23 protein-coding genes and 1 pseudogene are annotated in these 23,042 nt (G+C 72.0%); 8 read left to right on the top strand and 16 right to left on the bottom strand.

Translation table 11 applies throughout. The annotated features are described in order from the left end of the window. Positions 1-3: 3 nt before the first annotated feature. From ACQ86J_RS32920 to ACQ86J_RS32895, 6 genes are read right to left on the bottom strand one after another with little or no spacing between them, the layout of a single operon-like run. Positions 4-285, bottom strand: coding sequence for a fumarylacetoacetate hydrolase family protein (locus ACQ86J_RS32920; protein ID WP_431268812.1), 282 nt, complete (start codon positions 283-285; stop codon positions 4-6). A gap of 41 nt (positions 286-326) precedes the next feature. Next, positions 327-785, bottom strand: a complete 459-nt coding sequence (locus ACQ86J_RS32915; protein WP_431268811.1) for a hypothetical protein — start codon at positions 783-785, stop codon at positions 327-329. Continuing rightward, positions 760-1,689 carry an alpha/beta fold hydrolase gene (locus ACQ86J_RS32910; protein ID WP_431268810.1) on the bottom strand — a complete coding sequence of 310 codons (930 nt, stop codon included), beginning with the start codon at positions 1,687-1,689 and terminating at the stop codon, positions 760-762. The genes ACQ86J_RS32915 and ACQ86J_RS32910 overlap by 26 nt, the downstream gene beginning before the upstream one ends. Continuing rightward, on the bottom strand, positions 1,649-1,957 hold the full coding sequence (locus ACQ86J_RS32905) for an epoxide hydrolase N-terminal domain-containing protein (RefSeq protein ID WP_431268809.1): 309 nt from the start codon (positions 1,955-1,957) through the stop codon (positions 1,649-1,651). The genes ACQ86J_RS32910 and ACQ86J_RS32905 overlap by 41 nt, the downstream gene beginning before the upstream one ends. Positions 1,958-1,959: 2 nt before the next feature. Further along, positions 1,960-2,352, bottom strand: a complete 393-nt coding sequence (locus ACQ86J_RS32900; RefSeq protein WP_431268808.1) for a hypothetical protein — start codon at positions 2,350-2,352, stop codon at positions 1,960-1,962. After that, positions 2,297-3,313 carry a hypothetical protein gene (locus tag ACQ86J_RS32895; protein WP_431268807.1) on the bottom strand — a complete coding sequence of 339 codons (1,017 nt, stop codon included), beginning with the start codon at positions 3,311-3,313 and terminating at the stop codon, positions 2,297-2,299. Before ACQ86J_RS32895 ends, ACQ86J_RS32900 begins: the two co-directional genes overlap by 56 nt. Positions 3,314-3,467: 154 nt before the next feature. On the opposite strand from ACQ86J_RS32895, the gene ACQ86J_RS32890 reads away from it, so the two are divergent. Together ACQ86J_RS32890 and ACQ86J_RS32885 are read left to right on the top strand one after the other, a co-directional pair. Beyond that, positions 3,468-3,836, top strand: coding sequence for a hypothetical protein (locus ACQ86J_RS32890; RefSeq protein ID WP_431268806.1), 369 nt, complete (start codon positions 3,468-3,470; stop codon positions 3,834-3,836). Then, positions 3,817-5,688, top strand: a complete 1,872-nt coding sequence (locus ACQ86J_RS32885; protein ID WP_431268805.1) for a hypothetical protein — start codon at positions 3,817-3,819, stop codon at positions 5,686-5,688. Before ACQ86J_RS32890 ends, ACQ86J_RS32885 begins: the two co-directional genes overlap by 20 nt. Before the next feature lie 622 nt (positions 5,689-6,310). Here the strand turns inward: ACQ86J_RS32885 and ACQ86J_RS32880 are convergent. After that, positions 6,311-7,051, bottom strand: coding sequence for a hypothetical protein (locus ACQ86J_RS32880; RefSeq protein WP_431268804.1), 741 nt, complete (start codon positions 7,049-7,051; stop codon positions 6,311-6,313). Here ACQ86J_RS32880 and ACQ86J_RS32875 point away from each other — a divergent pair. Then, a complete protein-coding gene (locus ACQ86J_RS32875) occupies positions 7,038-7,769 on the top strand; it encodes an O-antigen ligase family protein (RefSeq protein WP_431272620.1) in 732 nt (243 codons plus the stop codon). The two genes, ACQ86J_RS32880 and ACQ86J_RS32875, sit on opposite strands and share 14 nt — an antisense overlap. Positions 7,770-7,970: 201 nt before the next feature. Here ACQ86J_RS32875 and ACQ86J_RS32870 read toward each other — a convergent pair whose 3' ends face one another. The 3 genes from ACQ86J_RS32870 to ACQ86J_RS32860 all read right to left on the bottom strand — a co-directional run bounded on the left by ACQ86J_RS32870 (position 7,971) and on the right by ACQ86J_RS32860 (position 11,850). Further along, the gene (locus ACQ86J_RS32870) at positions 7,971-9,335 is read right to left on the bottom strand and encodes a response regulator (RefSeq protein WP_431268803.1); all 1,365 of its coding nucleotides are present in this window, start codon (positions 9,333-9,335) and stop codon (positions 7,971-7,973) included. 92 nt (positions 9,336-9,427) lie between these two features. Next, positions 9,428-10,801, bottom strand: coding sequence for a hypothetical protein (locus ACQ86J_RS32865; protein WP_431268802.1), 1,374 nt, complete (start codon positions 10,799-10,801; stop codon positions 9,428-9,430). 185 nt (positions 10,802-10,986) lie between these two features. Beyond that, positions 10,987-11,850 carry a glycosyltransferase gene (locus ACQ86J_RS32860; protein WP_431268801.1) on the bottom strand — a complete coding sequence of 288 codons (864 nt, stop codon included), beginning with the start codon at positions 11,848-11,850 and terminating at the stop codon, positions 10,987-10,989. Positions 11,851-12,134: 284 nt separating this feature from the next. On the opposite strand from ACQ86J_RS32860, the gene ACQ86J_RS32855 reads away from it, so the two are divergent. The 4 genes from ACQ86J_RS32855 (at position 12,135) to ACQ86J_RS32840 (ending at position 15,120) form a co-directional block, all read left to right on the top strand. Continuing rightward, on the top strand, positions 12,135-13,145 hold the full coding sequence (locus ACQ86J_RS32855) for a PhoX family protein (RefSeq protein WP_431268800.1): 1,011 nt from the start codon (positions 12,135-12,137) through the stop codon (positions 13,143-13,145). Further along, positions 13,072-14,079, top strand: coding sequence for a PhoX family protein (locus tag ACQ86J_RS32850; protein ID WP_431268799.1), 1,008 nt, complete (start codon positions 13,072-13,074; stop codon positions 14,077-14,079). The genes ACQ86J_RS32855 and ACQ86J_RS32850 overlap by 74 nt, the downstream gene beginning before the upstream one ends. Before the next feature lie 211 nt (positions 14,080-14,290). Then, positions 14,291-14,647, top strand: a complete 357-nt coding sequence (locus tag ACQ86J_RS32845; protein WP_431268798.1) for an NUDIX hydrolase — start codon at positions 14,291-14,293, stop codon at positions 14,645-14,647. Then, entirely contained in the window at positions 14,644-15,120 is a 477-nt protein-coding gene (locus ACQ86J_RS32840) for a protein-tyrosine phosphatase family protein (RefSeq protein ID WP_431268797.1), read from the top strand. The genes ACQ86J_RS32845 and ACQ86J_RS32840 overlap by 4 nt, the downstream gene beginning before the upstream one ends. Before the next feature lie 143 nt (positions 15,121-15,263). Here the strand turns inward: ACQ86J_RS32840 and ACQ86J_RS32835 are convergent, their stop codons facing one another. The 4 genes and pseudogenes from ACQ86J_RS32835 to ACQ86J_RS32820 all read right to left on the bottom strand — a co-directional run bounded on the left by ACQ86J_RS32835 (position 15,264) and on the right by ACQ86J_RS32820 (position 19,620). Continuing rightward, positions 15,264-15,596, bottom strand: coding sequence for a carboxymuconolactone decarboxylase family protein (locus ACQ86J_RS32835; RefSeq protein ID WP_431272619.1), 333 nt, complete (start codon positions 15,594-15,596; stop codon positions 15,264-15,266). Positions 15,597-15,694: 98 nt separating this feature from the next. Beyond that, positions 15,695-18,041, bottom strand: a pseudogene (gene clpA / locus ACQ86J_RS32830) (ATP-dependent Clp protease ATP-binding subunit ClpA). Between the two features lie 221 nt (positions 18,042-18,262). Beyond that, positions 18,263-18,610 (bottom strand): ATP-dependent Clp protease adapter ClpS, encoded by a 348-nt coding sequence (clpS, locus tag ACQ86J_RS32825; RefSeq protein WP_133219238.1) that lies wholly within the window; start codon positions 18,608-18,610, stop codon positions 18,263-18,265. 335 nt (positions 18,611-18,945) lie between these two features. Beyond that, entirely contained in the window at positions 18,946-19,620 is a 675-nt protein-coding gene (locus tag ACQ86J_RS32820) for a phasin family protein (protein WP_431268796.1), read from the bottom strand. A 507-nt stretch (positions 19,621-20,127) separates the two neighbouring features. Between ACQ86J_RS32820 and ACQ86J_RS32815 the strand changes: the two genes are divergently transcribed. Continuing rightward, a complete protein-coding gene (locus ACQ86J_RS32815) occupies positions 20,128-21,189 on the top strand; it encodes a D-alanyl-D-alanine carboxypeptidase family protein (protein ID WP_431268795.1) in 1,062 nt (353 codons plus the stop codon). A 195-nt stretch (positions 21,190-21,384) separates the two neighbouring features. On the opposite strand, the gene ACQ86J_RS32810 is transcribed toward ACQ86J_RS32815, so the two are convergent. After that, the gene (locus ACQ86J_RS32810) at positions 21,385-22,491 is read right to left on the bottom strand and encodes a DSD1 family PLP-dependent enzyme (protein WP_431268794.1); all 1,107 of its coding nucleotides are present in this window, start codon (positions 22,489-22,491) and stop codon (positions 21,385-21,387) included. 102 nt (positions 22,492-22,593) lie between these two features. Continuing rightward, positions 22,594-22,956 (bottom strand): hypothetical protein, encoded by a 363-nt coding sequence (locus ACQ86J_RS32805; protein ID WP_431268793.1) that lies wholly within the window; start codon positions 22,954-22,956, stop codon positions 22,594-22,596. Between the last annotated feature and the right edge of the window lie 86 nt (positions 22,957-23,042).

The raw sequence follows: 23,042 nt of genomic DNA, 5'->3' as shown, positions 1-23,042 counted from the left end.
GGCTCATTCTACGAAGCGCACCGAGACCGTGCCAAGCCGGCCGAAATCGACGGTGACGTCGTCGCCCGGCTGGATCGCCAGCGGCGTCGCGCAGGTGCCGGTCGTGACGAACTGCCCCGCGCGCAGCGTGGTGCCCTGCCGCGTCATCTCGTTCACCATCCAGGCGAGCGCGACGCGTGGGTCGCCCAGCACGTTGGCGCCGATCCCCTCCCGCTCGTAGCGCGTGCCGACCCGGGCGAGGCAGCCGGCCGCCGCCAGGTCCAGCCCGCGCCAGTCCGCCGCCACCGGGCCCAGGACGTGCAGCAGCGCGCAGGCATTGTCGGCGATCAGCGCGGCCCGCCGGCCGCGGTGAAGTCGGCGAAGCGGCTGTCCGGCACCTCGATGCCGATGCGGAGGTCGGCCACGGCCCGCATGACCTCCTCCAGCCCGTATTCGGCCTCGCGCGGCGCCAGGTCGCGCGCCAGGGTGAAGGCGAATTCGGGTTCCGCCACCAGCATGGCATTGCCGCGCAGCGAGACCTCGGCGCCGTCCGGCAGCACCATGCCTGCGGCATAGCGCCCGACCAGCGGGCCATCGACGTTGATGTGCCGCTGCCCCGCGACATTGGTCGCGGCGATCTTCCAGCCGATGATCTCTCCCGGCACCACGCGCGCCTGCACGGCATAGCCCTCGGCGCGGGTCTTCGGGCGGATCGTCGGCGGCAGCGTCACCATCCGCGTGCGGGACGCCATGTGCCGCCGCAGCGGCGCCGCGGCGGCCTCAATGGCCAGGCCGTCGAGGCTCATGCCGCCCCCGCAGGCTGCGGAAGAAGGCCTGCACCTCGGCGGCCAGCGCCGCGGGCTGTTCCATCGCGGCGAAATGCCCGCCCTTTTCCATCACCGTCCACCGCCTGATATCGGTATAGGCCCGCGCCGCCAGGCTGCGCGGCGGCCGCATGATCTCGCGCGGGAATTGCGTGTAGCCCGTGGGGACGTCGACGGTCTTGCCGTCTGGGATCGGCCAGGGCCCGTGCATCCGCGCGTAGTAGGGCCAGAAGGACGCGCCGATGCAGCCGGTGAACCAGTACAACGCGATGTTGCCCAGCATGCGGTCGCGGTCGATGGCGCTCTCGATCCTCCCGTCATTGTCGCTCCAGGCGTGGAATTTCTCGGCGATCCAGGCGGCAAGGCCGGCCGGGCTGTCGGTCAGCGCCGCGGCCAGGGTCTGCGGCCGCGTGCCCTGGATCCACTGGTAGCCGGTCTCCTCCTTCAGCCAGTGTTCCAGCTCGGCCCGGTAGGCCGTCTCCTCGGGCGTCGGCTCGCCCACGAAGATCGAGGCGTCGCGGCGGATGGCCAGCAGGTTCACATGGATGCCGATCAGCGATTGCGGCTGCGTCGCGCCGAGCGCCGCGGCGATCATGCCGCCCCAGTCGCCGCCCTGCGCGGCGTAGCGCCGATGGCCGAGCACCTCGGTCATCAGCGCGTTCAGGCAGGCGGCGATGTCGTGCACGCCGAAGCGCGCCTGCCCCGGCGCGAAGGACAGGCCGTAGCCGGGCAGGGATGGCGCGACGACGGTGAAGGCATCGGCCGGGTCGCCGCCGAAGGCCGCCGGGTCGGTCAGCCGGGGGATGATGTCGAGGAATCGAAGACCGAGCCGGGCCAGCCATGCATCAGCAGCAGCGGCGTGGGGTTGGGCCCCTTCCCGGCACATGCAGGTAATGCAGGTCGATCCCGTGCAGCGGCACCTTGTATTGCGGAAAGGCGTTGAGCGCGGCTTCCTGGGCGCGCCAGTCGAAGCGGTCCCGCCAATGCGCGACGAAGCTCGGCCAGGTAGGCGGCGCTGGTGCCGTAGGCCCAGGGTCGCCGCCGGGCGGCACCGGCGCCTGGTCCGGCAGCCGGGTGCGGGCGAGCCGGTCGCGCAGCTCGGCAATGGCTGCATCGGGGACGGCCAGCGTAAAGGGCTGGGGCTTCGGGGCCATGGTCACGTTCCTCCTGCTTGGGCGGGAGGATGCGCCGGCAGCCGGCCGCGGGAAAGGTCGGGGAGGGAAAACTGTGCCCTCCCCGAGCCCCACCCCGGCATTTGCGGGCCTGGAGGGAGGTCCGGGGGGCGCCTCCTCCTCGGCCTCAGCAGCCCACCTTGTACAACGCCGGCACGTAGCGCTCGCGCCGCAGATAGGCCGCGGCGCCGCGCCGGCACCGCCGCCTCGACCCCCAGCACCTCCATCAGGTCCCAGGCCAGGCTGGGCGAGGTCGTGCCGCGCGCCACCTCCAGCAGCCGCGCCACCCCGTTCGGGCAGACGGCCGCCAGGTCCAGCCCGTCATTGCCGGGGAAGCCGAGGAAATAGGCCCCCGCCGCCGGCGGCGCGCCCGTCACCCCGCCCGGACAGCCCGGCCTCGCGCAGCGCCAGGCGCGAGGTCGCCTCGATCGGGCCGGAGACATGCAGCCGGGCCCCGGCGACGCCGCCCTGCAGCAGCCCGACCACCTGCGGCACCACCGGCCGCGGCGCCGGGTTCAGGTCGGCGGCGATCGGCCCGGCCACCGCCAGGCCGAGGATGCCGAGGATCGCCAGCCCCGGCAGCCGCTCCGCCAGCCGGGTCAGGCCGAGCGCCAGCACCATCGCCGCCAGGTAGGTCGCCATGGAGAAGTAGCGCGGCTCCGGCGCCAGGGTCAGGACGAAGACCACCACCACATAGACGCAGGCCATCATGACCAGCACGTCGCGTCTGAGGCCCGGCTGCTGCCCGGCGAAGGCGAAGCCCGGGAAGGCCAGCAGCACCAAAGCGGGGATCCAGGTCAGCACGCCGGTCGGGTAGGTCACCAGCCGCAGGAAGGCATCCACCGTCCAGTGGACGTGCAGCAGGCCGAGCGTGGTGTTCTGCCAGGCCGCGCCGAGCGCCGGGTTGAAGAGCGGGTTCCCCATGGTGGAGACGCCGCCCGGCAGCGGCTGGCCCTCGACCAGCACATGCCCCATGTCGATCCGCAGCCGCGCCAGCGGGTCGCCGGTCATGGCCCAGTAGAAGATCGCCTCGGCGACCACCGGCAGCGCCGCCACCGCGGCCAGCAGGATGGCATCCGCCAGCCGCCGGTTGAGCAGCAGCGCCAGGCCGAGCCCGATCGCGACCGCGGCCGAGGTTTGCCGGGTGACGATGGCGAGGCCGAGCAGCAGGCCGGCGGTGACGAGCTGCGCCAGCCTGGCGCCGCCGATCCGCTGCCGCACCAGCCAGAAGGCGGCGCCGGCCAGCAGCCAGCTCCAGAACCTCGATCTGCAGCCGCCCGGCGATCTGCTGGGTGAAGGCCGCCATGGCCAGCACCGCGGCGAAGGCCACCGCGGCACGCGGCCCGATCACCGGTCGTGACAGCCGCCACGACATCAGGATCAGGGCAATACCCAGGGTGATATGCAGCGCCAGGACCGAGGTCGCCGTCGTGCCCGTGGCGGCGATCAGCAGCACATAGGGCAGCCGCGTCTCCCAGTGGTTGCGGGCGAGGTGGACACCCTCGGCCAGCCAGGCCTCGGCGCCCGCGATGTAGCGGGCATCGTCCGAGCCCTGGTAGCCGTTCATGTCGGAGATCAGGATGGCGCCGAGGAAGAATATCAGCACCAGGGCGATGGCGATCCGCTCGACCGACAGGGCGACGGTCTCGGCGGGGGTCAGGGCGGGCAGGCTGGCGGCGGGGCGCATGGCGGCTGGATCCTGGCGGCAGCGGTCGGGCGGGGTCGCTGGCCGGGAGTCTGGCCCGGTCGGCTTGCCGGACTCCTTGCACGCCACGCGCCAAAGGCGACCTGCATCTTGCATCGCTTCGCGAGAAAGCTGTGGGCCGGCAGCGGCATGATGGTTGCGAACCGCCAGGCATGAGACGCATCGACACCTTCGCCGCCCGCATCCTGCGGCTGGCCCTGCTGGCCGCCGGGGTCGCCCTGCCGGCCGCGGCGCAGCCCTGCCCGGCTTCCGGCCCGGCCCCACCCAGCTCAGCCTCGACGGGCCGCGCGACCTGGCCGCGGCGCAGGAGGTGGTGCTGGAAGGCGAGAACCCGCAGCCCGGCGCCGTCGTGCTGGTGCTGCGGATCGACGACGCGCAATCTGCCAGCTACGCGACGCGGTTCGAGCTGGAACGCACCGTCCTGCCCGGCCGCTTCCGGATCCGCACCGCGCCCGGCGCCTGGCGCACGCCCTCCGGCCGTTTCCTCGACGCTGCCGCGATCCGCCGCATCATGGTCAATACCGGCTATGGCGCCGCCCCGGTCCGCGTCACCGCGCTGCGGGTCGAGACCCCGGTGACGCTGCCCGCGGATGTCGCCGCGCTCTCCTTCGGGCCGGACGACGCGCCGGTCTTCCCCGGCTTCACCCGTGTCCCGGTCAAGGACCCGCGGATCGAGAACGGCGCCAGCCCGCGCGTGGCGATCCGCCGTTCCTCCCAGCAGCCGCTGATCGGCACCGGGCTGCGCGGGGTCGAGCGCTTCGTGCTGCCCTGGCCGAACGGGCGTTGGGACGTCTCGCTCTGGACCGAGGATCCGGGCGACTGGGAATACCTCCCCCACCCGCGCCAGCGCCGTGTCCTGATCAACGGCGCCGCCCCGGTCTGGTACCTGAAGACCCCCGAAGAATGGCTGCGCGACGTCTATTTCGCCGGGCGCGAGGCGGAGGACGTCACCGATCCCTGGACCGCCTTCTATGGCCGCCGCGGCGGGCTGCTGACCCAGACGGTCGAGGTCAAGGACGGCCGGATCGTCGTGGAAGCTGGCCGGCAACACGATCGAGGCGACCTACCTTTCCGCCATGCTGGTCGAGCCCGCCGGCACCGGCCAGGCGGCGCTGAAGCTGGTCGAGGCGGCGCGGCGCGAGCGCTTCCTCGAGGCCTGGCCGGTGGTGGGCCCGCGCGCCGGGACGCCCTCCGCGATGCTGGAGATGGGCCTGCTGCCGCAGGGCGTCGCCGCGCAGGCGGATTGGCGGCCGGACGGCGCGGTGCCGCCGCCACCCGCCATCGCCCGCGGCACGATCGGCTGGCTGGACGCGATGGTCGCGGCGCCCGAGCCGGATACGTCGCCGCGCGTCACCCTCATCCCGCTGGAACGCAACGGGCGCTCGCTGCCGGCAGAGCTGCGCTGGGGCCATTGGCGCTACACCCGGCACAACCCCGCGGCCGGGCAGCTGACCCTGGAAGCCGAGCAGCTGCGCGGCGAGATGGCGCGGATGACGCTGCGCCCGGGCTTGCCGCGGCGGCTGAACATCCTGGTCCGGGTGCCGGAGGACGCCGCTCCCGGCCGCTACGAGGGCCGGCTGGTGGTCGAGAGCCGCGGCCGGCTGGCCACCATGCCGCTGGTGGTCGAGGTGCCGCCCGTATCCTTGCCCGCAGCCGACCGGCCGGTCGGCATCTACCACGACTGGGCGCCCTATGCGGCCTGGTTCGAGGAGCTCGGCCGCGACGCCCGGCGCGGCATGGGCTGCGAGCTGCGGACCCTGCGCGGGCTCGGCCTGACCGGCCTCTCCCCGGCGCTCGCCACGCCCTGGCCGGGCGATCCCAGCGGCATCGCCGCCGACCTCGCCTTGGCGCGGGAGGCCGGATTCGCCCAGGACCTGCTGGCCTATACGCCGATCAAGCGGATGGTCGAGCAGCGCGGCATCGCCATGCTGCCGGAGCTGATGCAGCAGGTCGCGGACGGCTTCGCCCGGCGCGGCTTGGCGGCACCGGTCTGGAGCATCGCCGATGAGCCGGGCAATCCCGGCTCCATGCCCGCCGACCTGGAACGGCTGCGCGGCGCGATCCGGCTCGGCGACCCGAAGGCGCGGGTGGCCGGGCAGCTCAACCGCCCGGCCGACCGGCAGCTGCTCGGGCTCTTCGACGTGGTGCTGCTGAATGCCGGCTTCGGCATCGACGCGCAGGAGATCCAGCGCTGGCGGAAGACAGGCCCGACGCCCTGGCTGTACAACATGCCGGAGGTCGAGGCCGCCTCGGGCTTCCACCTGTGGCGCACCGGCGCGGCCGGCTACCTGCAATGGCACGGCCGGGCGATCGGCGCCGATCCCTTCGACCCGACCGACAGCGGGGAGGCCGACGTGCAGCTCTTCCCGATGCAGCCGGAGGCCTGCCCCGCGGTGCCGGACCTCGACCTGCGGCTGCTGCAGATCGGCCGCGGCGTCGCCGACCTGCGCTGGATGCTCTGGCTGGAGGCCGCCGCCGCCCGGGATGCCGGGGCGCGTGCCCTGCTGGCGAAGCTGCGGCAGGAGGTCCCAGCCGGCTGGCGGCGCGAGGAGGCGCCGGTGCTGGACCTGCCAGGCTGGCGGCAGAGGGCTGGCCGGGCTGGCGCAGCGCATGGGAGCCCGATGAAGCTTTCAGAGGCCATTACCCACCCGGTCGGCCAGGTCGTCTTCGCGCTGGCGATGACGCTGGCCATCGCCGGGCTCTGGTGGGCGGTGAAGGATCCCTTCGTGGTCGCCGGGCTCTGCCTCGCGCCGGTCGTCGCCATCGTCGCGGTGCGCGACCCGTTCCCGCTCTGCCTCGGCTTCATCATCTTCAGCTTCTTCCGGATCCACGAGGCCTATCCCTTCCTCGAGCCCTTCAAGATCCCGAAGCTGCTGGCGCTCGGCACCATCTCGGTGCTGGCGCTGCATTTCTTCTTCGGCCGCATCAAGCCCTACTGGCGGCCGGAGCTGAAATGGCTGTGCTGGTTCTTCGCCCACACGACGGTGGCGATGATCTTCTCGGCCGGGCGCGACCAGGCGATCGCCTACTGGTCCGACACCTTCGTCAAGATCTTCATCATGGTCTTCGCCATCGCCTGGCTGACCACCACCCCGAAGCGCTTCGGCATGGCCGCCGCCGGCTTCACCCTGGCCGGCATCGCCACCTCCGCCGTCGCCATCAGCAACGCGTTGCAGGGGATCGGCCTGGTCGAGGGCTCGCGCGTCACCATCGGCCGGGCCAATGGCTCGGTGCTGGGCGACCCGAACGACCTGTCCCTGGTGCTGCTCTTCCCGCTGGCCTTCGCGGTGACGGCTGGTCTGCACCAAGGGCGTCGGCTTGCTCAACCGGGCGCTCGGCGTGGTCGGCTTCGCGGTGATGGTCTGGGCCATCCTCTGCACCCAGAGCCGCGGCGGGCTGCTCGGCATCGTCGCCATCATGGGGCTCTTCGGCCTGCGCGTCATCAAGTCCAAGGTGGTGCTGATCAGCATCGGCGTGGTCGGCGCGATGGGCCTGTTCGCCGCCGCCGGCATCTCCAGCCGCTCCTCCGGCGGGGCCGGCGAGGCGGGGCTGGTGGACGAGAGCGCGCAGGGCCGCTTCAACGCCTGGGAATGCGCGTTCTGGATGGCGGTGGACCATCCGCTCTTCGGCGTCGGGATCGAGAATTTCCGGCTGAACTACTACACCTATTCCTCGATGCTCGGCACCTTCGAAGGCATCGCCAAGGCGGTGCACAGCACCTGGTTCGCCGCACTCTCGGAGGGCGGCTTCCTCGGCTTCTGGCTGTTCATGATGGTCACCGTCGGCACGGTGAAGGCATCCTTCAAGGTGCTGAAGCGGATGGACCTGGCGGTGGCCAGGGGCATGGTGGTGCCGCCGGCGGCCTTCGCCATGGCCGCCGCCATGCCGGCCGGCATGCTGAGCTTCATCGCCTCCGGCAGCTTCCTGACCCAGGCCTTTACCTGGCCGCTCTACATCAACGTCGCGCTGACCGTCGCCGTCGCGCATTACGCGACCACGCTCGGCATCGACGTCGACGGGCAGACGCCGGAACAGGTCAAGGCGGGCGGCTGGAAGGTGCGGCTCGGGCTGAAGGCAAAGCCGGGCTGACCCGCCCCGCGCTCATGCGCCTCGGACGCCGGGCACGGCGCCCCGGTCCTTCGGGCCGCAGGTCGGAAGCTGGTGCGGCGGGCGTCAGTCCTCGCGCTGCAGCAGCAACCAGGTGCCGCCGTCGCCGTCCGACAGCAGCCGCGCCGCAGCGCCACGTCGCGCTCGCCGCTCGGCAGGTCGCTGACGAAGTCGAAGGCGACGTCAAGCGTCCCGCCGGCGCGCGCCCGCTCGATCCGCCCGCTCACCTCCGGCCGCTGCATGCAGGGCGCGATGTCGGTGAAGAAGTGCCGCCCGATCACCTGCCGGCGAAGCCCCGAGATTCTCCCGCTCCCGCGCGCTGTAGAGCGTCACCGTCCCGCCCGCGTCGAGCCGAATGACGCCAAAGCCCAGCGCGTCGATCGCCTCCGGCGTCATGGCCGCCAGCCGCCGCGCCAGGTCGGGCGCGTCGATCTCAGGGGCGTCGCTGTCCATGGCTGCGCTATTCTCCTGCGATGGCTTCAGCCGGCCTCGGCCGGCTGGGTCGTTCCCGACGCCGCATCCTCGTGGAACAATACCACGCCCACCAGATGCGTCACCGCCTCCCCGTCCTGCGACAGCGGCAGCGTCAGCCGCTCGAAGCGCAGCGGCGAGCCCTCGCCGAAATCGAAATCCGCCGCCTCGAAGACCGGGGCGCGGGTCCGCGCCGCGCGGCGGTAGGCCGCCTGCAGCGAGCCCGGCACCTCCATTTCCTCGCCGGTCAAGCTGGATCGGCGTGCCGTCCAACCCGTGGCCGAGCCGGTCGGTCAGCGCGCGGCCGACCGAGACGAAGCGGAAGCTCGGCTCCTCCGCCGGCCCGTCGAGCGCCACCAGCACGCAATGCTCCTGCAGCGCCAGCCGGTCGAGGTCGAGATTGGCCAGCCGCGGCAGCGCCTCCCCCGCCACGCGCGCGGCGTGCCAGGTCAGGAAGGCGGCGCGCAGCGAGGGCGTCCGGAGCCGCCGCAGCAGCCGCATCCCCGGCGATGGCGGGCGCAGGCTGCGGCGGCGCTGCAGCAGTTCGAGCACCGCCTCGGCGAGCGCGGCCGGGGGCACCGGGCGTTGCAGCACCGCCTCGCCCGCCAGCACCGGGCCGGGCGGCGCGAGGGTGACGAACAGCACCGGCAGGGCCGGCCGATCGGCCCGCAGCCGGGCGGCCAGCGACGCGCCGTCCGCCCCGGGCAGTTCCAGCGCGGTGACCACCAGGTCGAGCGATCCGAGCCAATGCGCCAGGCTCTCGGCCGCCTCGGCATTGCCCGCCTCGGCCACGGTGTAGCCGAGGTCGCGCAGCAGGGCTGCCTGCCGCGCCCGGGCGGCCTCCTCGATATCGACCAGCAGGATGGCGGCGCCGCCATGCAGCCGCGGGTCCAGCGCATCGGCGTCCTCGGGGATCATCTCCGAGGCCTCCGGATCGGCCCGCGGCAGCAGGATCTCGACCCGCGTGCCGGTCCCAGGCCGGCGCTCGATGCGGCAGGTTCCACCCGATCGCTCCGCGAAATTCCGCACCATGGCGAGGCCGAGGCCATGCCCGGCCGCCCCGCCGGCCGTGGCCACGCCGTCGCCCGCGTCGCAGACCGCGATCGCGGCATAATCGCCGGCCCGAAGCCCGGCCGGCAGCTCCTCCGGCGCCAGGTTGCGGGCGCTGATCAGCAGCGACCCGCCGGGCGGCAGCCCGCGCGCGACAGCGCCGCGAGGTTGAGCAGCGCGGCCTCCAGCCGGTGCGGGTCGGCCAGCACCGGCCAGAGGCCGGGCGGCAGCTCGACCACCACGGAAAGTCCCTTGCCGATGGTGTAGTGGACCATCTCCCTCACCTCGGCCAGCAGGCCGGGCAACTCCAGCGGCACCGGGCGCAGCTCCTCCCGCTGGGCGAACTCGACCAGCTCGCGCAGCAGCGCCGCCGTCCGTTCCGCCGCCCTGCCGCCATCCTCGACCGCCTGCAGCAGGGCCGGGTCGGTGACCCGCCGTTCGATCAGCCGGTAGCTGCCGACCATGGAGGCGAGCGCGGTGTTGAATCCATGCGCGACCCTGCCGGCCAGCGCGCCCAACGCCTGCAGCTTCTGCGCCTGCAGCAGCGCGGCCTGGGCTTCCTCGCGCCGGCGCAGCGCGCCCTCCCGCGCGGCCTCGGCCCGGGCGGCGGCCAGCGCCCCGTCGCGCTCGGCGACCTGCCGCTCCAGCGCCGCCGCCTGCTCGGCCGCCGCCCGCGCCGCCTCCAGCAGCCGCGCCCGCAGCGTCGCCGCGGCCGCCTGCAGGGCGGCCTCGAGCGCCGCCAGCTCGGCCACCACCGGCGCGCGCGGCGGCGGGCGGGCGTCCCCGGCCGGGTCGGGCTCCGCCACCAGCCTGCCGGCCTGGGCGAGCAAGCGGGTCAGCGGCCGGCGCAGCGCCGCGGCAAAGCCGAGCGCCAGCAACCCGGCCATCGCTGCCGCCAGCAGCGCGCCCAGCCCCCAGACCAGGATGGGATGCCGGCCGGCCGCATCAATCGCCGCGGCCGGCTGCGCCACCAGCAGGGTCCAGCCGGGAATGGCGGCGAGGGCGGCCTGGGCAAAGTCCCGCGGCTGGCCGTCGCGGCCGGCGGTGCGCCGCGGCGCGGCGGGGCCGAGTGGCGGCACCGGCAGGGCGGCCAGGGCGTCGCCCCGCCCCGCCGTGCCCGCGACCAGGCCGCCGCGGTCGTCCAACAGCAGCGCGACCGCCCCCGGCGGCAGGCCCGGGCCGCCGAGCAGCGCCTGCAGCCGCGGCAGGGCGGGCAGGATGCCCTGCGCCTTCGCCGCGCTGGCGAAGACCGGATTCCGCACCGCGGCAGGGCCTCCGGATGTCGCGGCGAGTCCCTCGACCTCCCGGTCCAGCGCCGTGGCCAGCACCGTCGCCGCCTCGGCCAGCCGCGCCAGCGCCACGGCACGCTGCGCCGTGGCCGATTGCCAGGCCGTCAGCAGGCCGACCAGCAGCGCGGGGCAGAGCGCGAGGAAGACCAGGGCCAGGAGCCACCGGCGCAGACCCGCCGGGCGGGATGCGGCGCGGCGCGTCATCCGGCCGCCCCGCCGCCAGGGCCGGGCCGGTCGGTCGGGGCGGGCACGGGATGGCATCCCTGCGGGCGAACACGCTCGGTTCTCACCTCATTGCAGATAGCGGCGCGCGGCGGCGGGGAAAGGACGATCCGTGGACGGTGCGGTCGAGGGGTCCGGGCCGCGGTCCCGAACGCGTGCTCCGGCCGTCAGGCGCCCGGCGCGCGGTGCGCCAGGTAGGCCAGCCGCTTCGATTCCTTGCGGCCACGGGCGACGCTGTCCAGCACCAGGCCGCAGACCTGCGCCAGGAAGGACATCAGGACGACGCCGGTGGCCAGCACCGCCGTCGGCAAGCGTGGCACGAGCCCGGTCCCGAGGAACTGCCAGACCACCGGAACGCCGAGCCCGAGGCCGAGCAGCAGCAACCCGAGCGCCGCCAGCGAGAAGAACTGCAGCGGCCGCTCCTCCTTCACCAGCAGCAGGATGGTCCGCAGGATGCGGAATCCGTCGGCATAGGTCCGGAGCTTCGAGCTGCTGCCCGCCGGGCGGTCCCGGTAGGCGCAGGGCACCTCGCCGACCGGCATGTTGAGCTCGAGCGCATGGATGGTGAACTCGGTCTCGGTCTCGAAGCCCGAGGAGAGCGCCGGGAAGGACTTGACGAAGCGGCGCGAGAAGACCCGGTAGCCCGACAGCATGTCGGAGATCCGGTCGCCGAAGACCTGGGCGACCATGCCGGTCAGCATCCGGTTGCCGAAGCGGTGGCCGGGCCGGTAGGCAGCCTCGATCTCGGTCACCCGGGTGCCGGTGACCATGTCCAGCTGGTCCGCCAGCAGCAGCGCCACCATCGCCGGCGCCGCGGCGGCGTCGTAGGTGTCGTCGCCATCGACCAGCACATAGAGGTCCGCCTCCACATCGGCGAACATCCGGCGGACCACATGGCCCTTGCCCTGCAGTCGTTCGGTTCGCACCAGCGCGCCGGCGGCGCGGGCGGCGGCGGCGGTGCCGTCGGTCGAGTTGTTGTCGTAGACATGGATGGCGGCGTCCGGCAGGGCGCGGCGGAAGGCCTCGACCACGAGGGGATCGCCACCGCCTCGTTGTGGCAGGGAATCAGCACGGCGATGCGTGGGGCGTCGCGGCCCATGCGCGCGGCGGGAAGACCCGCATCGGCCAGGTGGAAGGGGATGTCGAGCATGGCGGCGCCTCCGGATCTCCGGGCCGGCCTCGCAAGCGGCATACCGCGCAGGCTGCGTCGCAGAATGCGAGGGCCGGGGCCTGTCATCCGAGTGTCGCTGGACAAGCCGGCCCGGCCGATGTCCGACTCGCGCCCCAGACGCTCAGCGAAGGCGCGGAGTCCAGCATGACCGAGACTGAGGGCGCCGAAGACCCGATCGAGATCGAGGATATCGGCAGCAACCCCGACCCGCGCCGGCCGATCGGCGAGATGATCGCGGCGCGGCTGTCGCGGCGCGGCCTGCTCGGCGCCGCCGCGCTGCTGCCGGCGCTGCCGGCCGTCGCGCAGGACAGCGGCAACACCCCGAACGGCGGCCCCTCCTCCCTGGGCTTCCCGGAGCTGCGCCACCAGCTTTCGCAGCGCGACGCGGTGGCCGAGGGGCACGAGATCCAGCTGGTGATCCGCTGGGGCGACCCGATCCTGCCCGACGCCCCGGAGCACGACCCGCACCGGCAGACCGCCGAGGCCCAGGCGCGCCAGTTCGGCTACAACAACGACTACCTGGATTTCTTCCCGCTGCCCCAGGGGAGCAAGGCCGCCGACCGCGGCCTGCTGGTGGTGAACCACGAATACACCAACACCAACCTGATGTTCCCCGGCCTCGGCGCCGGCCGCCAGGCCGGCAGCCGGGCCAGCGCCGAGCAGGGCGCGGTGGAGCGGGCCGCGCACGGGCTTTCGGTCGTGAAGCTCCGCCGCGAGGCCGGCCGCTGGTCCTATGCCCGGGACGGCCGCTGGAACCGCCGCATCACGCTGGAGACGCCGATGCGGATCAGCGGGCCGGCGGCCGGGCACGACCGGCTGAAGACCGCCGAGGACCCGACCGGCACCCGGGTGCGCGGGACCATGAACAATTGCGCCGGCGGCAACACGCCCTGGGGCACGGTCCTGACCTGTGAGGAGAACTTCAACGTCGCCTTCGGCGGCGAGGCCGCGACCACCGGTCCCCAGGCCGCCGCCTACAAGCGCTACGGCATCCAGAAGGACCCGGTCTATGGCTGGCGCCGCTTCGACGCCCGCTTCGACCTGGACCAGACGCCGAACGAGCCGAACCGCTTCCGGCTGGGTGGTCGAGTTCGACCCCTACGATCCCGAAAGCGTGCCGGTGAAGCGCACCGCGCTCGGCCGCTTCAAGCATGAGTGCTGCACCCATGCGGTCTGCCCGGATGGCCGCGTCGCCTTCTATTCCGGCGACGACGAGCGGTTCGACTACCTCTACAAATTCGTCACCGCCAAGCCCTGGAACCCCGCCGACCGCGCCGCCAACCGCGACCTGCTGGACGAGGGCACCCTCTACGCGGCAAAGTTCGAGGCTGACGGCACCTTGCGCTGGCTACCGCTGGTGCAGGGCCAGGGCCCGCTGACCGCCGCCAATGGCTTCTCCACCCAAGGCGACGTGGTGATCGAAGCTCGCCGTGCCGCCGACCTGCTGGGCGCGACGCCGATGGACCGGCCGGAGGATGTGGAGACCAACCCGGCCAATGGCCGGGTCTATGTCATGCTGACCAACAACAGCAGCCGCAAGCCCGCGCAGGTGGACGCCGCCAATCCCCGCGCGGCGAACCTGCACGGCCATGTGGTTGAGATCATCCCGCCGGGTGCCGGCACGGCCCAGGTGGATCATGCCTCCGTGACGGCCCGCTGGGGCATCTTCCTGGCCGCCGGCAAGCCGGGCATCGATCCCGGCGCGCAGTACCACCGCGCGACATCCGACCAGGGTTGGCTGTCCTGCCCCGACAACTGCGCCTTCGACAGCAAGGGACGGATCTGGATCGCCACCGACGGGTCGCCCTTCACCTCGGGCGTTGCCGACGGGCTCTACGCCGCCGACACAGCCGGGCCTGGCCGCGCCCTCACCCGGCTCTTCTACCAGGCGCCGACCGGGGCCGAGGTCTGCGGCCCGCGCTTCACCCCGGACGACCGCACCATCTTCCTGGCGATCCAGCATCCCGGGGAGGACGCCGGCAGCAGCTTCGACCGTCCCTCCACCCGCTGGCCGGACTTCAGGGACGGCGCGCCGCCGCGGCCCTCGGTGATCGCCATCGTGCGGAAGGATGGCGGGGTGATCGGCTGAACACCCTGCCGTGGGATCAAATATGCCCGCACAGGCTGCAAAAGCGGGAAAATCCGCAACAAATCGGCGGCTCATCCGTATAGTAGGCTGCGCGTCCATGCGAGAGTAACGATTCAAAAGCCGGGACACCATGCCGAGCCGCCTCGCCTTATCCCGCCGCCGCCAATGCGCCGCCCTGCCGCTCAGCCGTGACGGCGCGGAGGTTCGGGTCATGCTGGTCACCAGCCGGGAGACGCGGCGCTGGGTGATCCCCAAGGGATGGATCGAGAAGCGGCACAGTCCGGCCGCCCAGGCGGCGCAGGAAGCCTTCGAGGAAGCCGGCATCCGCGGCCGCATCGGGCAGGCGCCGATCGGCCACTACGCCTATCCCAAGCGCCTGGCCAACGGCGCCAGCGTGACCTGCGAGGTCGAGGTCTACCCGCTGGAGGTCGAGCGCCTGCTGGAGCGCTGGCCGGAAATGGCCGAGCGCGAGCGCCGCTGGTTCACCCTGGCGGAAGCGGCGGCGGCGGTGGAGGAAGGCGAGCTCTGCACGCTGATGCTGGGCCTGGAGCCGCCGCGCGCGGCGTGAGGATCGACGCCCTGCCGCTGCCCGGCGGCGGCATCCTCGGCATCACCCATTCCCCGGGCCGCGCTGGCGGCAACTTGGCCGCCGACCTCAAGGCGATCCGCGCCTGGGGTGCTGCCGACCTGCTGACCCTGCAGGAGCCGGCCGAGCTGCCGCCGGGGATGGCGGCGGCGGTGGCCGCGGCGGGCCTCGCCTGGCACTGCATGCCCGTCCCCGACCTGCAGCCGCCCGGCGCGGCGGCGCTGGCCGCCTGGGCCGGCATCGCCCCGCTGCTGCGCCGCAGCTGGGCGGCGGGGGGCCGGGTGGTGGTGCATTGCGCCGCCGGGCTCGGCCGCAGCGGCACCTTCGCCGCCTGCCTGCTGCTGCAGGCGGGGGTGGAGGCTGGGGCGGCGATCGCCGCGGTGCGCGCGGTGCGGCCGGGTGCGATCGAGACGCCGGAGCAGGAAGCCTTCATCCGCGCCGGCGGGCTCGGGTAAGGCAAGGCCGGGGAGAAGGTATTCTCCCCGGACCCCTCATCGATTTCTGTGAGTCTGGCATTCGCCGCGCGGTGGCAGCCGACTCACAAAAAGGAAGAGTGGGGCTTGGGGAGGGAATACTTTTCCCTGCCCAACCTTACTTTTCACTCAGTGCCCGCCGCGTCCAGCACATGCAGCGAATAGGTGAAGGCCGCCCCGGCATTCAGCGCGATGGCGACGCCCAGCGCCTCGGCCATCTCGGCCTTGGTCGCGCCGGCATGCTTGGCCTTCCGCACATGCGCATCGATGCAGCCGTCGCAACGGGTGGTGACGGCGACGGCGAGCGCGATCAGCTCTCGCGTCTTGGCGTCCAGGTGGGCGGTGGTGGCGGCGCCGCGGCTCAGAGCGCCGAAGCCCTTCACCAATCCGGGGTGCAGCGCGTTCAGCGCCTTGCCTTGCTCGCGCGCGGCGGCGTTGTAGGCGTCCCAATCCTTGATGGCGCTCATCTGGCGTTCCTGCCCCTGAATCGAAAACGGGCGCGGGGTCATCCCCCGCGCCCGCCCAATGATACTCAACCGCGATCGAAGCGGGAGCCCTACTCGATGGTCTCCGGCTCCTTCTCCGCCTCGCCGTCGCCCTCCTCGGGCTTCGGCAGGGCGGGCGCCGCGGCTTCCAGGTAGTCGAAGGCCAGTGCGCCGTCCTTCATGCCAACCTTGACCGCGCCGCCCTTGGTCAGCTTGCCGAAAAGCAGCTCCTCGGCCAGCGGCTTCTTGACGAATTCCTGGATCACGCGGCCGAGCGGACGCGCGCCATAGAGCGGGTCGAAGCCCTTCTCGGCCAGCCATTCCTTCGCCGCCGAGCTGAGCTCGATGGTGACGTTGCGGTCGGCCAGCTGGGCTTCCAGCTGCATGACGAACTTCTCGACGACACGGCCGACGATCTCCGGCGTCAGCCCGGAGAAGGGCACGATCGCGTCCAGCCGGTTGCGGAATTCCGGGGTGAACATGCGGTTGATCGCCTCGGTATCCTCGCCGATGCGGACGGTGGCGCCGAAGCCGATCGCGGTCTTGGCCATCTCGGCGGCGCCCGCATTCGTCGTCATGATCAGGATGACGTTGCGGAAATCCACCGTCTTGCCGTTGTGGTCGGTCAGCTTCCCGTGGTCCATGACCTGCAGCAGGATGTTGTAGAGATCCTGGTGCGCCTTCTCGATCTCATCCAGTAGCAGCACCGCATGCGGGTGCTGGTCAATGGCATCGGTCAGCAGGCCGCCCTGGTCGAAGCCGACATAGCCCGGCGGCGCGCCGATCAGGCGGGAGACGCTGTGCCGCTCCATGTACTCGGACATGTCGAAGCGGATCAGCTCGATGCCGAGCGTCTTCGCCAGCGCGCTTGGCGACTTCCGTCTTGCCGACGCCGGTCGGGCCGCTGAACAGGTAGTTGCCGATCGGCTTCTCCGCGTCGCGCAGCCCGGCGCGGGACAGCTTGATCGCCGCCGAGAGCGTCTCGATCGCCTTTTCCTGGCCGAAGACCATCGACTTCAGGTCGCGCTCGAGCGTCTTCAGCGTCTCCTTGTCGTCGTTGCTGACGGTCTTCGGTGGGATGCGGGCGATCTTCGCCACGATCTCCTCGACATCCTTCAGCGTGACGGTCTTCCGCCGCTTGCCCTCGGGCAGCAGCATGCGGGAGGCGCCGACTTCGTCGATCACGTCGATCGCCTTGTCCGGCAGCTTGCGATCATGGATGTACTTGGCCGAGAGCTCGACCGCGGCGCGGATGGCTTCCGGCGTGTAGCGGACCTTGTGGTGCTTCTCGTAGTTGGTCTTCAGACCCTGCAGGATCTTCACCGCGTCTTCCAGGCTCGGCTCGTTCACGTCGATCTTCTGGAAGCGGCGGACCAGAGCGCGGTCCTTCTCGAAGTAGTTGCGGTATTCCTTGTAGGTGGTCGAGCCCACACAGCGCAGCGTGCCCTGGGCGAGCGCCGGCTTCAGCAGGTTCGAGGCATCCATGGCGCCGCCCGAGGTGGCGCCCGCGCCGATGACGGTGTGGATCTCGTCGATGAACAGGATCGAGCCGGGCTGCTGCTCCAGCTTGTTGACCACGGCCTTCAGCCGCTCCTCGAAGTCGCCGCGGTAGCGGGTGCCGGCCAGCAGGCTGCCCATGTCGAGCGCGTAGATCGTGCTCTTGAGCAGGACCTCCGGCACGTCGCCCTCGATGATCCGCTTGGCCAGGCCCTCGGCGATGGCGGTCTTGCCGACGCCGGGATCGCCCACGTAGAGCGGGTTGTTCTTGGTGCGGCGGCAGAGGATCTGGATCGTCCGCTCGATCTCGGTGTCGCGGCCGATCAGCGGGTCGATCTTGCCGGCCTGGGCCTTCTTGTTGAGGTTGACGCAGTAGTTGGTCAGCGCGTCCTGGCTGCGGCCACGGGCGGGCTTCTCCTCCTTCTCCGGCTCCTCGTTCTGCGGGTTGGCCGGCGTGCCGGCGACCGGGCGGCTGGCGGCGCGGCCCGGCGCCTTGGCGATGCCATGGCTGATGAAGTTCACCGCGTCGAGCCGTGTCATGTCCTGCAGCTGCAGGAAGTAGACCGCGTGGCTCTCCCGCTCGGAGAACAGCGCCACCAGGACGTTGGCGCCGGTCACCTCGTCCCGGCCGGAGGACTGGACATGGATGGCGGCACGCTGGACGACGCGCTGGAAGCCGGCGGTCGGCTTCGGGTCGCCGGCCCGTTCCGTGACCAGCCCCGCCAGGTCCTTGTCGAGGAATTCGGTGAGATCGCGCTTGAGCTTCTCGGTATCGACGCCGCAGGCCCTGAGGACGGTCGAAGCATCGGTGTCGTCGGTCAGGGCGAGGAGGAGGTGCTCCAGGGTCGCGTATTCGTGCCGGCGTTCATTCGCGAGGCCGAGGGCGCGATGGAGCGTCTGCTCGAGGTTGCGTGACAGCATGCTAGAGACGCTCCCAATGAGAACCATCGTACGGGACATCGCCCGAAAGCGACGGAGGGTTTCCCCGGTTGAACATCTTGGTCTATCCGCTCCCCGGGGCATCCCCCCGTTCGGCGGAGTGGGATGAGAACGCCGGCCTGGCCTTTTCGGCATCGTTGCAACCTCGCCCGGAATGCGTTGCGTTTCCCGTAGCAAGCCGCGGCGCGGGGCGAAGGGCCGGGTCACTCCTTCTCGATGGTGCACTGCAGAGGATGCTGGTTCTGCCGCGCCAAGTCCATCACTTGTGTCACCTTCGTCTCGGCGACTTCATAGGTGTAGACGCCGCAAACCCCGACCCCGCGACGATGCACGTGCAGCATGATCCGCGTCGCCTCCTCCCGGTTCTTCTGGAAGAAGCGCTCAAGGACGTGCACGACGAACTCCATAGGCGTGTAGTCGTCGTTGAGCATCAGCACCTTGTACATTGCCGGCTTCTTGGTGCGCGGGCGGGTCTTCACCACTACGCCGGTGTTCGGCGTGGTGTCGCCGGGCGGGTTCCCTCCGTTCGGTCGCTTGTCTTGGTCGCTCATCGAATTTCCTGGTGGGAGTTTCCCGGAAGACGGGGGCTCGCCTCGCATCTGGTGTCCGGGTCAGACCCCGGCGCCGACCCGGCGAGCAGGATACCGCCGCGCGCCGCACCAGGTGAAGTGCTACGCGCAGGCACAGGCGAAGATATGGGGCGGCGGGGCGGCGGCGGGAAGTCCGGACCGGCCAGAACGCCACGGCCGCCGCCGGAAAAGCGCCCCGACGAAGAAAGGCCCGCCCCCGGCCGCCGCGCCCCCCGGCTGGGGGACGGGCGACCCGGGACGGGCCTCGTCTCATCCGTCCCGGCCGCTCGGGCCGGGACGTCGCAGCGTCGCCTCGATCAGGCGGCCAGCGGCTTGGCGAAGGTCTCGACCGCCAGCGTCATGCGGGCGGAGAGCGGCGCGAAGGAGGTCTCGGCCAGCTTCAGCGCGGCTTCCTGCAGCTTGGCGCCTTCGGCTAGGCTCTTCTCGACCGCGGCGCGGGCGAAGGTCGCCTGGATCTCGGCGGCTTCCTTCAGGCTCTTCACGCTGCCGAGCGCCTTGGCGCCGGCGACGCCGTGGTCGGCCAGGCCCTGGAACATCGCCATGGTCTGCTTGCTGAGGTCCTGCACGCCGGCGACATAGAGCTGCGTCGCCTTGGTCATCGCCTCGAAATTGCCGCGGGTGAACTCGGTGGCCTGCTCGGCGGCCTTGAGGAAGCCTTCGGTCGCCTTGGTTGCCTGGTCCATGGTGGTCTCCATCGTCATGCGCATCGGCTGCGCGGGGGCTGCGTCGCTGGTCGTGCCGGCCGGCGGAAGGGCATGCGGGGCGGCCTCGACGGCCGCGTCGCTCACGGGTTCGCCCACCGGCGCCTGCGTCTCGGGCATCGCGGCCTTGGCCGCGACGGTCCCGATCCCGGGCTCGGGGGCCGCCGGCGCCGTCTCGGCCGCCTCGGCCATGGCCTCGATCGCCTTGGCCCTGGGTCGCGCGCGCGGGGCCGGGGTGGAAGCCACCTTCGCCTCGGTCACACTCGCCATAGCCTTGCTCTTTCGGATTGCCACGTCTCGCCTCACCCTTGCTCGGCGCCGGTCCGGGACGCCAGGCCCCGCTGGTGCGCCGCTTTGCTGCACTGCAACACGAGCCTGTCTAACGGTTCGGCATGGTGAGCCGCAAGATTTTTTGCGGTGCACAAAAACAATTAAGATCACGGATCAGCGATTTCGGAAACTCTGTCGGGAGTCCGTTAACCTGTCGCCGGTAGGAGACGCTTCTGGTGTTTACACGCCGGCGCACCCCTGCAACGCAAGTGATTGCTCCTGCGAGGTTCTTGTTCCATTCCGGTGGACAATCGCGTCGGCAACACCGTATCGTGTGGACGATCTGCTGGCATGCCGGGGGGCGGTGCCGCGCATCAGGGGGCTGCCATGTTCGGGACCAGCGCATCCTTGCGCTTGAGGGCTATGCGTGCCCTCGTGCTCGCCTGCGGAATCGGCGTCGCCGTTCCGGCTTCGGCTCAAATCGGCAGCGAACGTTATGCCGCCATCGTGGTCGATGCCCGGAACGGCAACGCCCTCATCGCCGCCAACCCGGATGAGCGGCGATACCCCGCCTCCCTCACCAAGATGATGACCGTCTACATGGCCTTTGAGGCCCTGCGCGACGGCCGCATCACGCTCTCGACCCCGGTGCCGGTCTCCTATTCGGCCGCCTCCATGGCGCCCTCGAAGCTGGGCCTCACCCCGGGGATGAACCTGACGGTCGAGGAGGCGATCCTCGCCCTGGTCACCAAATCCGCGAACGATGCCGCCGCCGCGCTGGGCGAGCTGCTCGGCGGCGGGTCCGAGGACCGCTTCGCCCAGATGATGACGCTGCGCGCCCGCAGCCTCGGCATGACCCGCACCACCTTCCGCAACGCCTCGGGCCTGCCCGACATCGACCAGGTCTCGACCGCGCGCGACATGGCGATCCTCGGCCAGCGGCTGATCCGCGACTTCCCGGACCGCTATTCCTTCTTCTCGACGCCGCACTTCGTTTTCCGCGGCCGGACCCACTGGAACCACAACCGGCTGCTGAACGAGTATGACGGCGCCGACGGCATCAAGACCGGCTATGTCGACGACAGCGGCTTCAACCTCGTCGCTTCCGCCCAGCGGGACGGCGTGCGCCTGGTCGCCGCGGTCTTCGGCGGCCGCACCGGCCGGGAGCGCGACCGCCACATGATGGCGCTGCTCGACCAGGGCTTCGCCGGGCTCGGCGTCTCGCCGCGCGACCCGCCGGTCGCCCGCCGCGCCATGCCGGGCATGATGGCCAGCGCCAGCGCCGCGACCCTCGCCCGCACCGGGCGCCATCACGGCCGCCCGGTGGTGGTCGCCGGCCGGGCCGCGCCCAAGGCCGGTGGCTATCGCGTGGTGGAGACGACCAAGCCCGCCCTGCTGCGGATGACCGCGGCCAGCAAGGGCGGCAAGCCGGTGCCGCGGACCGAGCAGGGCGACACCAGCCGCGGCACCGCCCCGGTGAAGCGGACGGCGGCGGTGCCGGCCAAGGCGGCCGAGAAGCCGGCGGCCAAGCCGGTGAAGACCGCCTCCGCCAGCCGCCGCGCCGGCTGAAGCCAGCGCGGATCGCGGACGGGCGCGACCGCCCGGACGCCTGATCCCACCCTGGAAACCACACGCTGCGGCGGCGCCGCGTTCAGCTTCTGGACGCAAGCCCGGTAGCATGGCCGGTTTCGGATCATGGCCGGCGCCCGGCGCCGGCCCCGCGGATAGGCCGCGCGGGTCAGCCCCGCGCCGCACCGCCCCGCCTCAATGCATCCCGCCGCGGGCGGCGACCGGCCAGAGGCATTCCACCCGCCCCCGCCGCACCCCGACATACCAGTCGTAGCGATCGACCGTCGGGTCGCAATGGCCCGGCACCAGGCGCAGCTTCTCGCCAAGCGCCGGCGTCGCCCCGTCCTCGACCAGCAGCTTGCCGTGCTCGTCCGAGGCGCCGACGTAGCGCAGACCCGGCCGGCCCGCGACCAGCGGCAGGCCGCTGTCGATCGCCACCGCCTTGTGCCCGGCATCGACCACGGCGACGCCGGGCAGCGACCGGCTCATCACGGTGGACAGGACGAAGAGGCTCTGGCGGAAGGGCGGCGGCACGTCGTTCCGCGCATAGTCGGCATCCATGAAGGCGTAGGACCCCGCCTGGATCTCCGTGTAGACGCCGCTCGCGGCCTCCAGCGCGAAGGTGCCGGTGCCGCCGCCGCCGACGATCTCGCAGGTCAGGCCGCGCTGGCGCAACTGCTCGACCGTGCGGCGGGTGACCTCGGCGGCATGGCCGATCGCCGCCTCGCGCTCGTCCGGGCGGCGCTTGTGCTGGGCGCTGCCATGGTAGCTCTGCAGCCCACCGAAGCGGAGATGCGGGCTGGCGGCGATGCGTTCGGCCAGCGCCACGGCCTCCGGCCCCGGCGCCACGCCGCAGCGGCTGGCGCCGCAATCGATCTCGACCAGCACCCGGATGCGGACACCGGCGGCCTCGGCCGCCGCGGCGATCTCGCCGATCTGGGACGGGTCGTCGGCGCAGACCGCGACCTCGGCGATCGAGGCCAGCGCCGCCAGCCGCGCCAGCTTGCTGCTGCCGACGACCTGGTTGCTGACCAGGATGTCGGGGATGCCGCCCCAGGCCAGCGCCTCGGCCTCGGCGACCTTCTGCACGCATTGCCCGACCGCGCCGCGCGCCATCTGCAGCCGGGCGATCACCGGCGACTTGTGGGTCTTGGCATGCGCCCGCAGCCCGACGCCGGTCGGCGCCAGCAGCGCCGCCATGGCGTCGAGATTGGCCTCGAACACGTCGAGGTCGAGCAGCAGGGCGGGGGTATCGACCTCCTCCTCGCGCATGCCCGGTTCGGCTGGCGGCGGTTGCAGCATGGGCGGGCGACTCCGGCGATGCGATGAGGACAAGGATATCCATGCTGCGGCAGGCGCCACCTGACCACGCTTGATCTGGCGCAAAACGTTCCACCTTGCGGCTCACGGCGGCTCCATCCACCCGGCGATCCTGGCCCGGCCGCCCATGGCGCGGTGCATGGAGGCGATCAGGCGGAGGTTGGCCTGGCCCAGCCGGCGGCCCCAATGCTCCCTGGCGTGGCGCAGCAGGGCGAGGATGACGGGCATGTAGATCTCGGACAAATCCGGATCGGGCAGCCAGAAGGAGGGCGCCGGCAGGGCGGAGTAGAGCCGGAGCCGCCGCGCCAGGACGATCGCCCTGGGCCCATCAGCCGGATCCCCCGCCGGAAGGCGCAGCAGATGCGATGCGTCAGCCGCGCCAGCACCTCGGGGCAGTCCTCGGCGCCGACCACCTGCAGCAGGCGCATCCAGAGGTCGGCCGCGCACCAGCGGCGGTAGGTGCGCGAGACGGTGTCGGCCTTGCCGATCCGGGCGGCAACTGGTTCCAGGCGGCACGGCCGCCGCCCTGCGGG

Origin of the sequence: Dankookia sp. P2 (genome assembly GCF_050632255.1) — a bacterium.
Lineage (GTDB): Bacteria > Pseudomonadota > Alphaproteobacteria > Acetobacterales > Acetobacteraceae > Paracraurococcus.
This window is presented reverse-complemented; position numbering and strand designations above follow the sequence as displayed.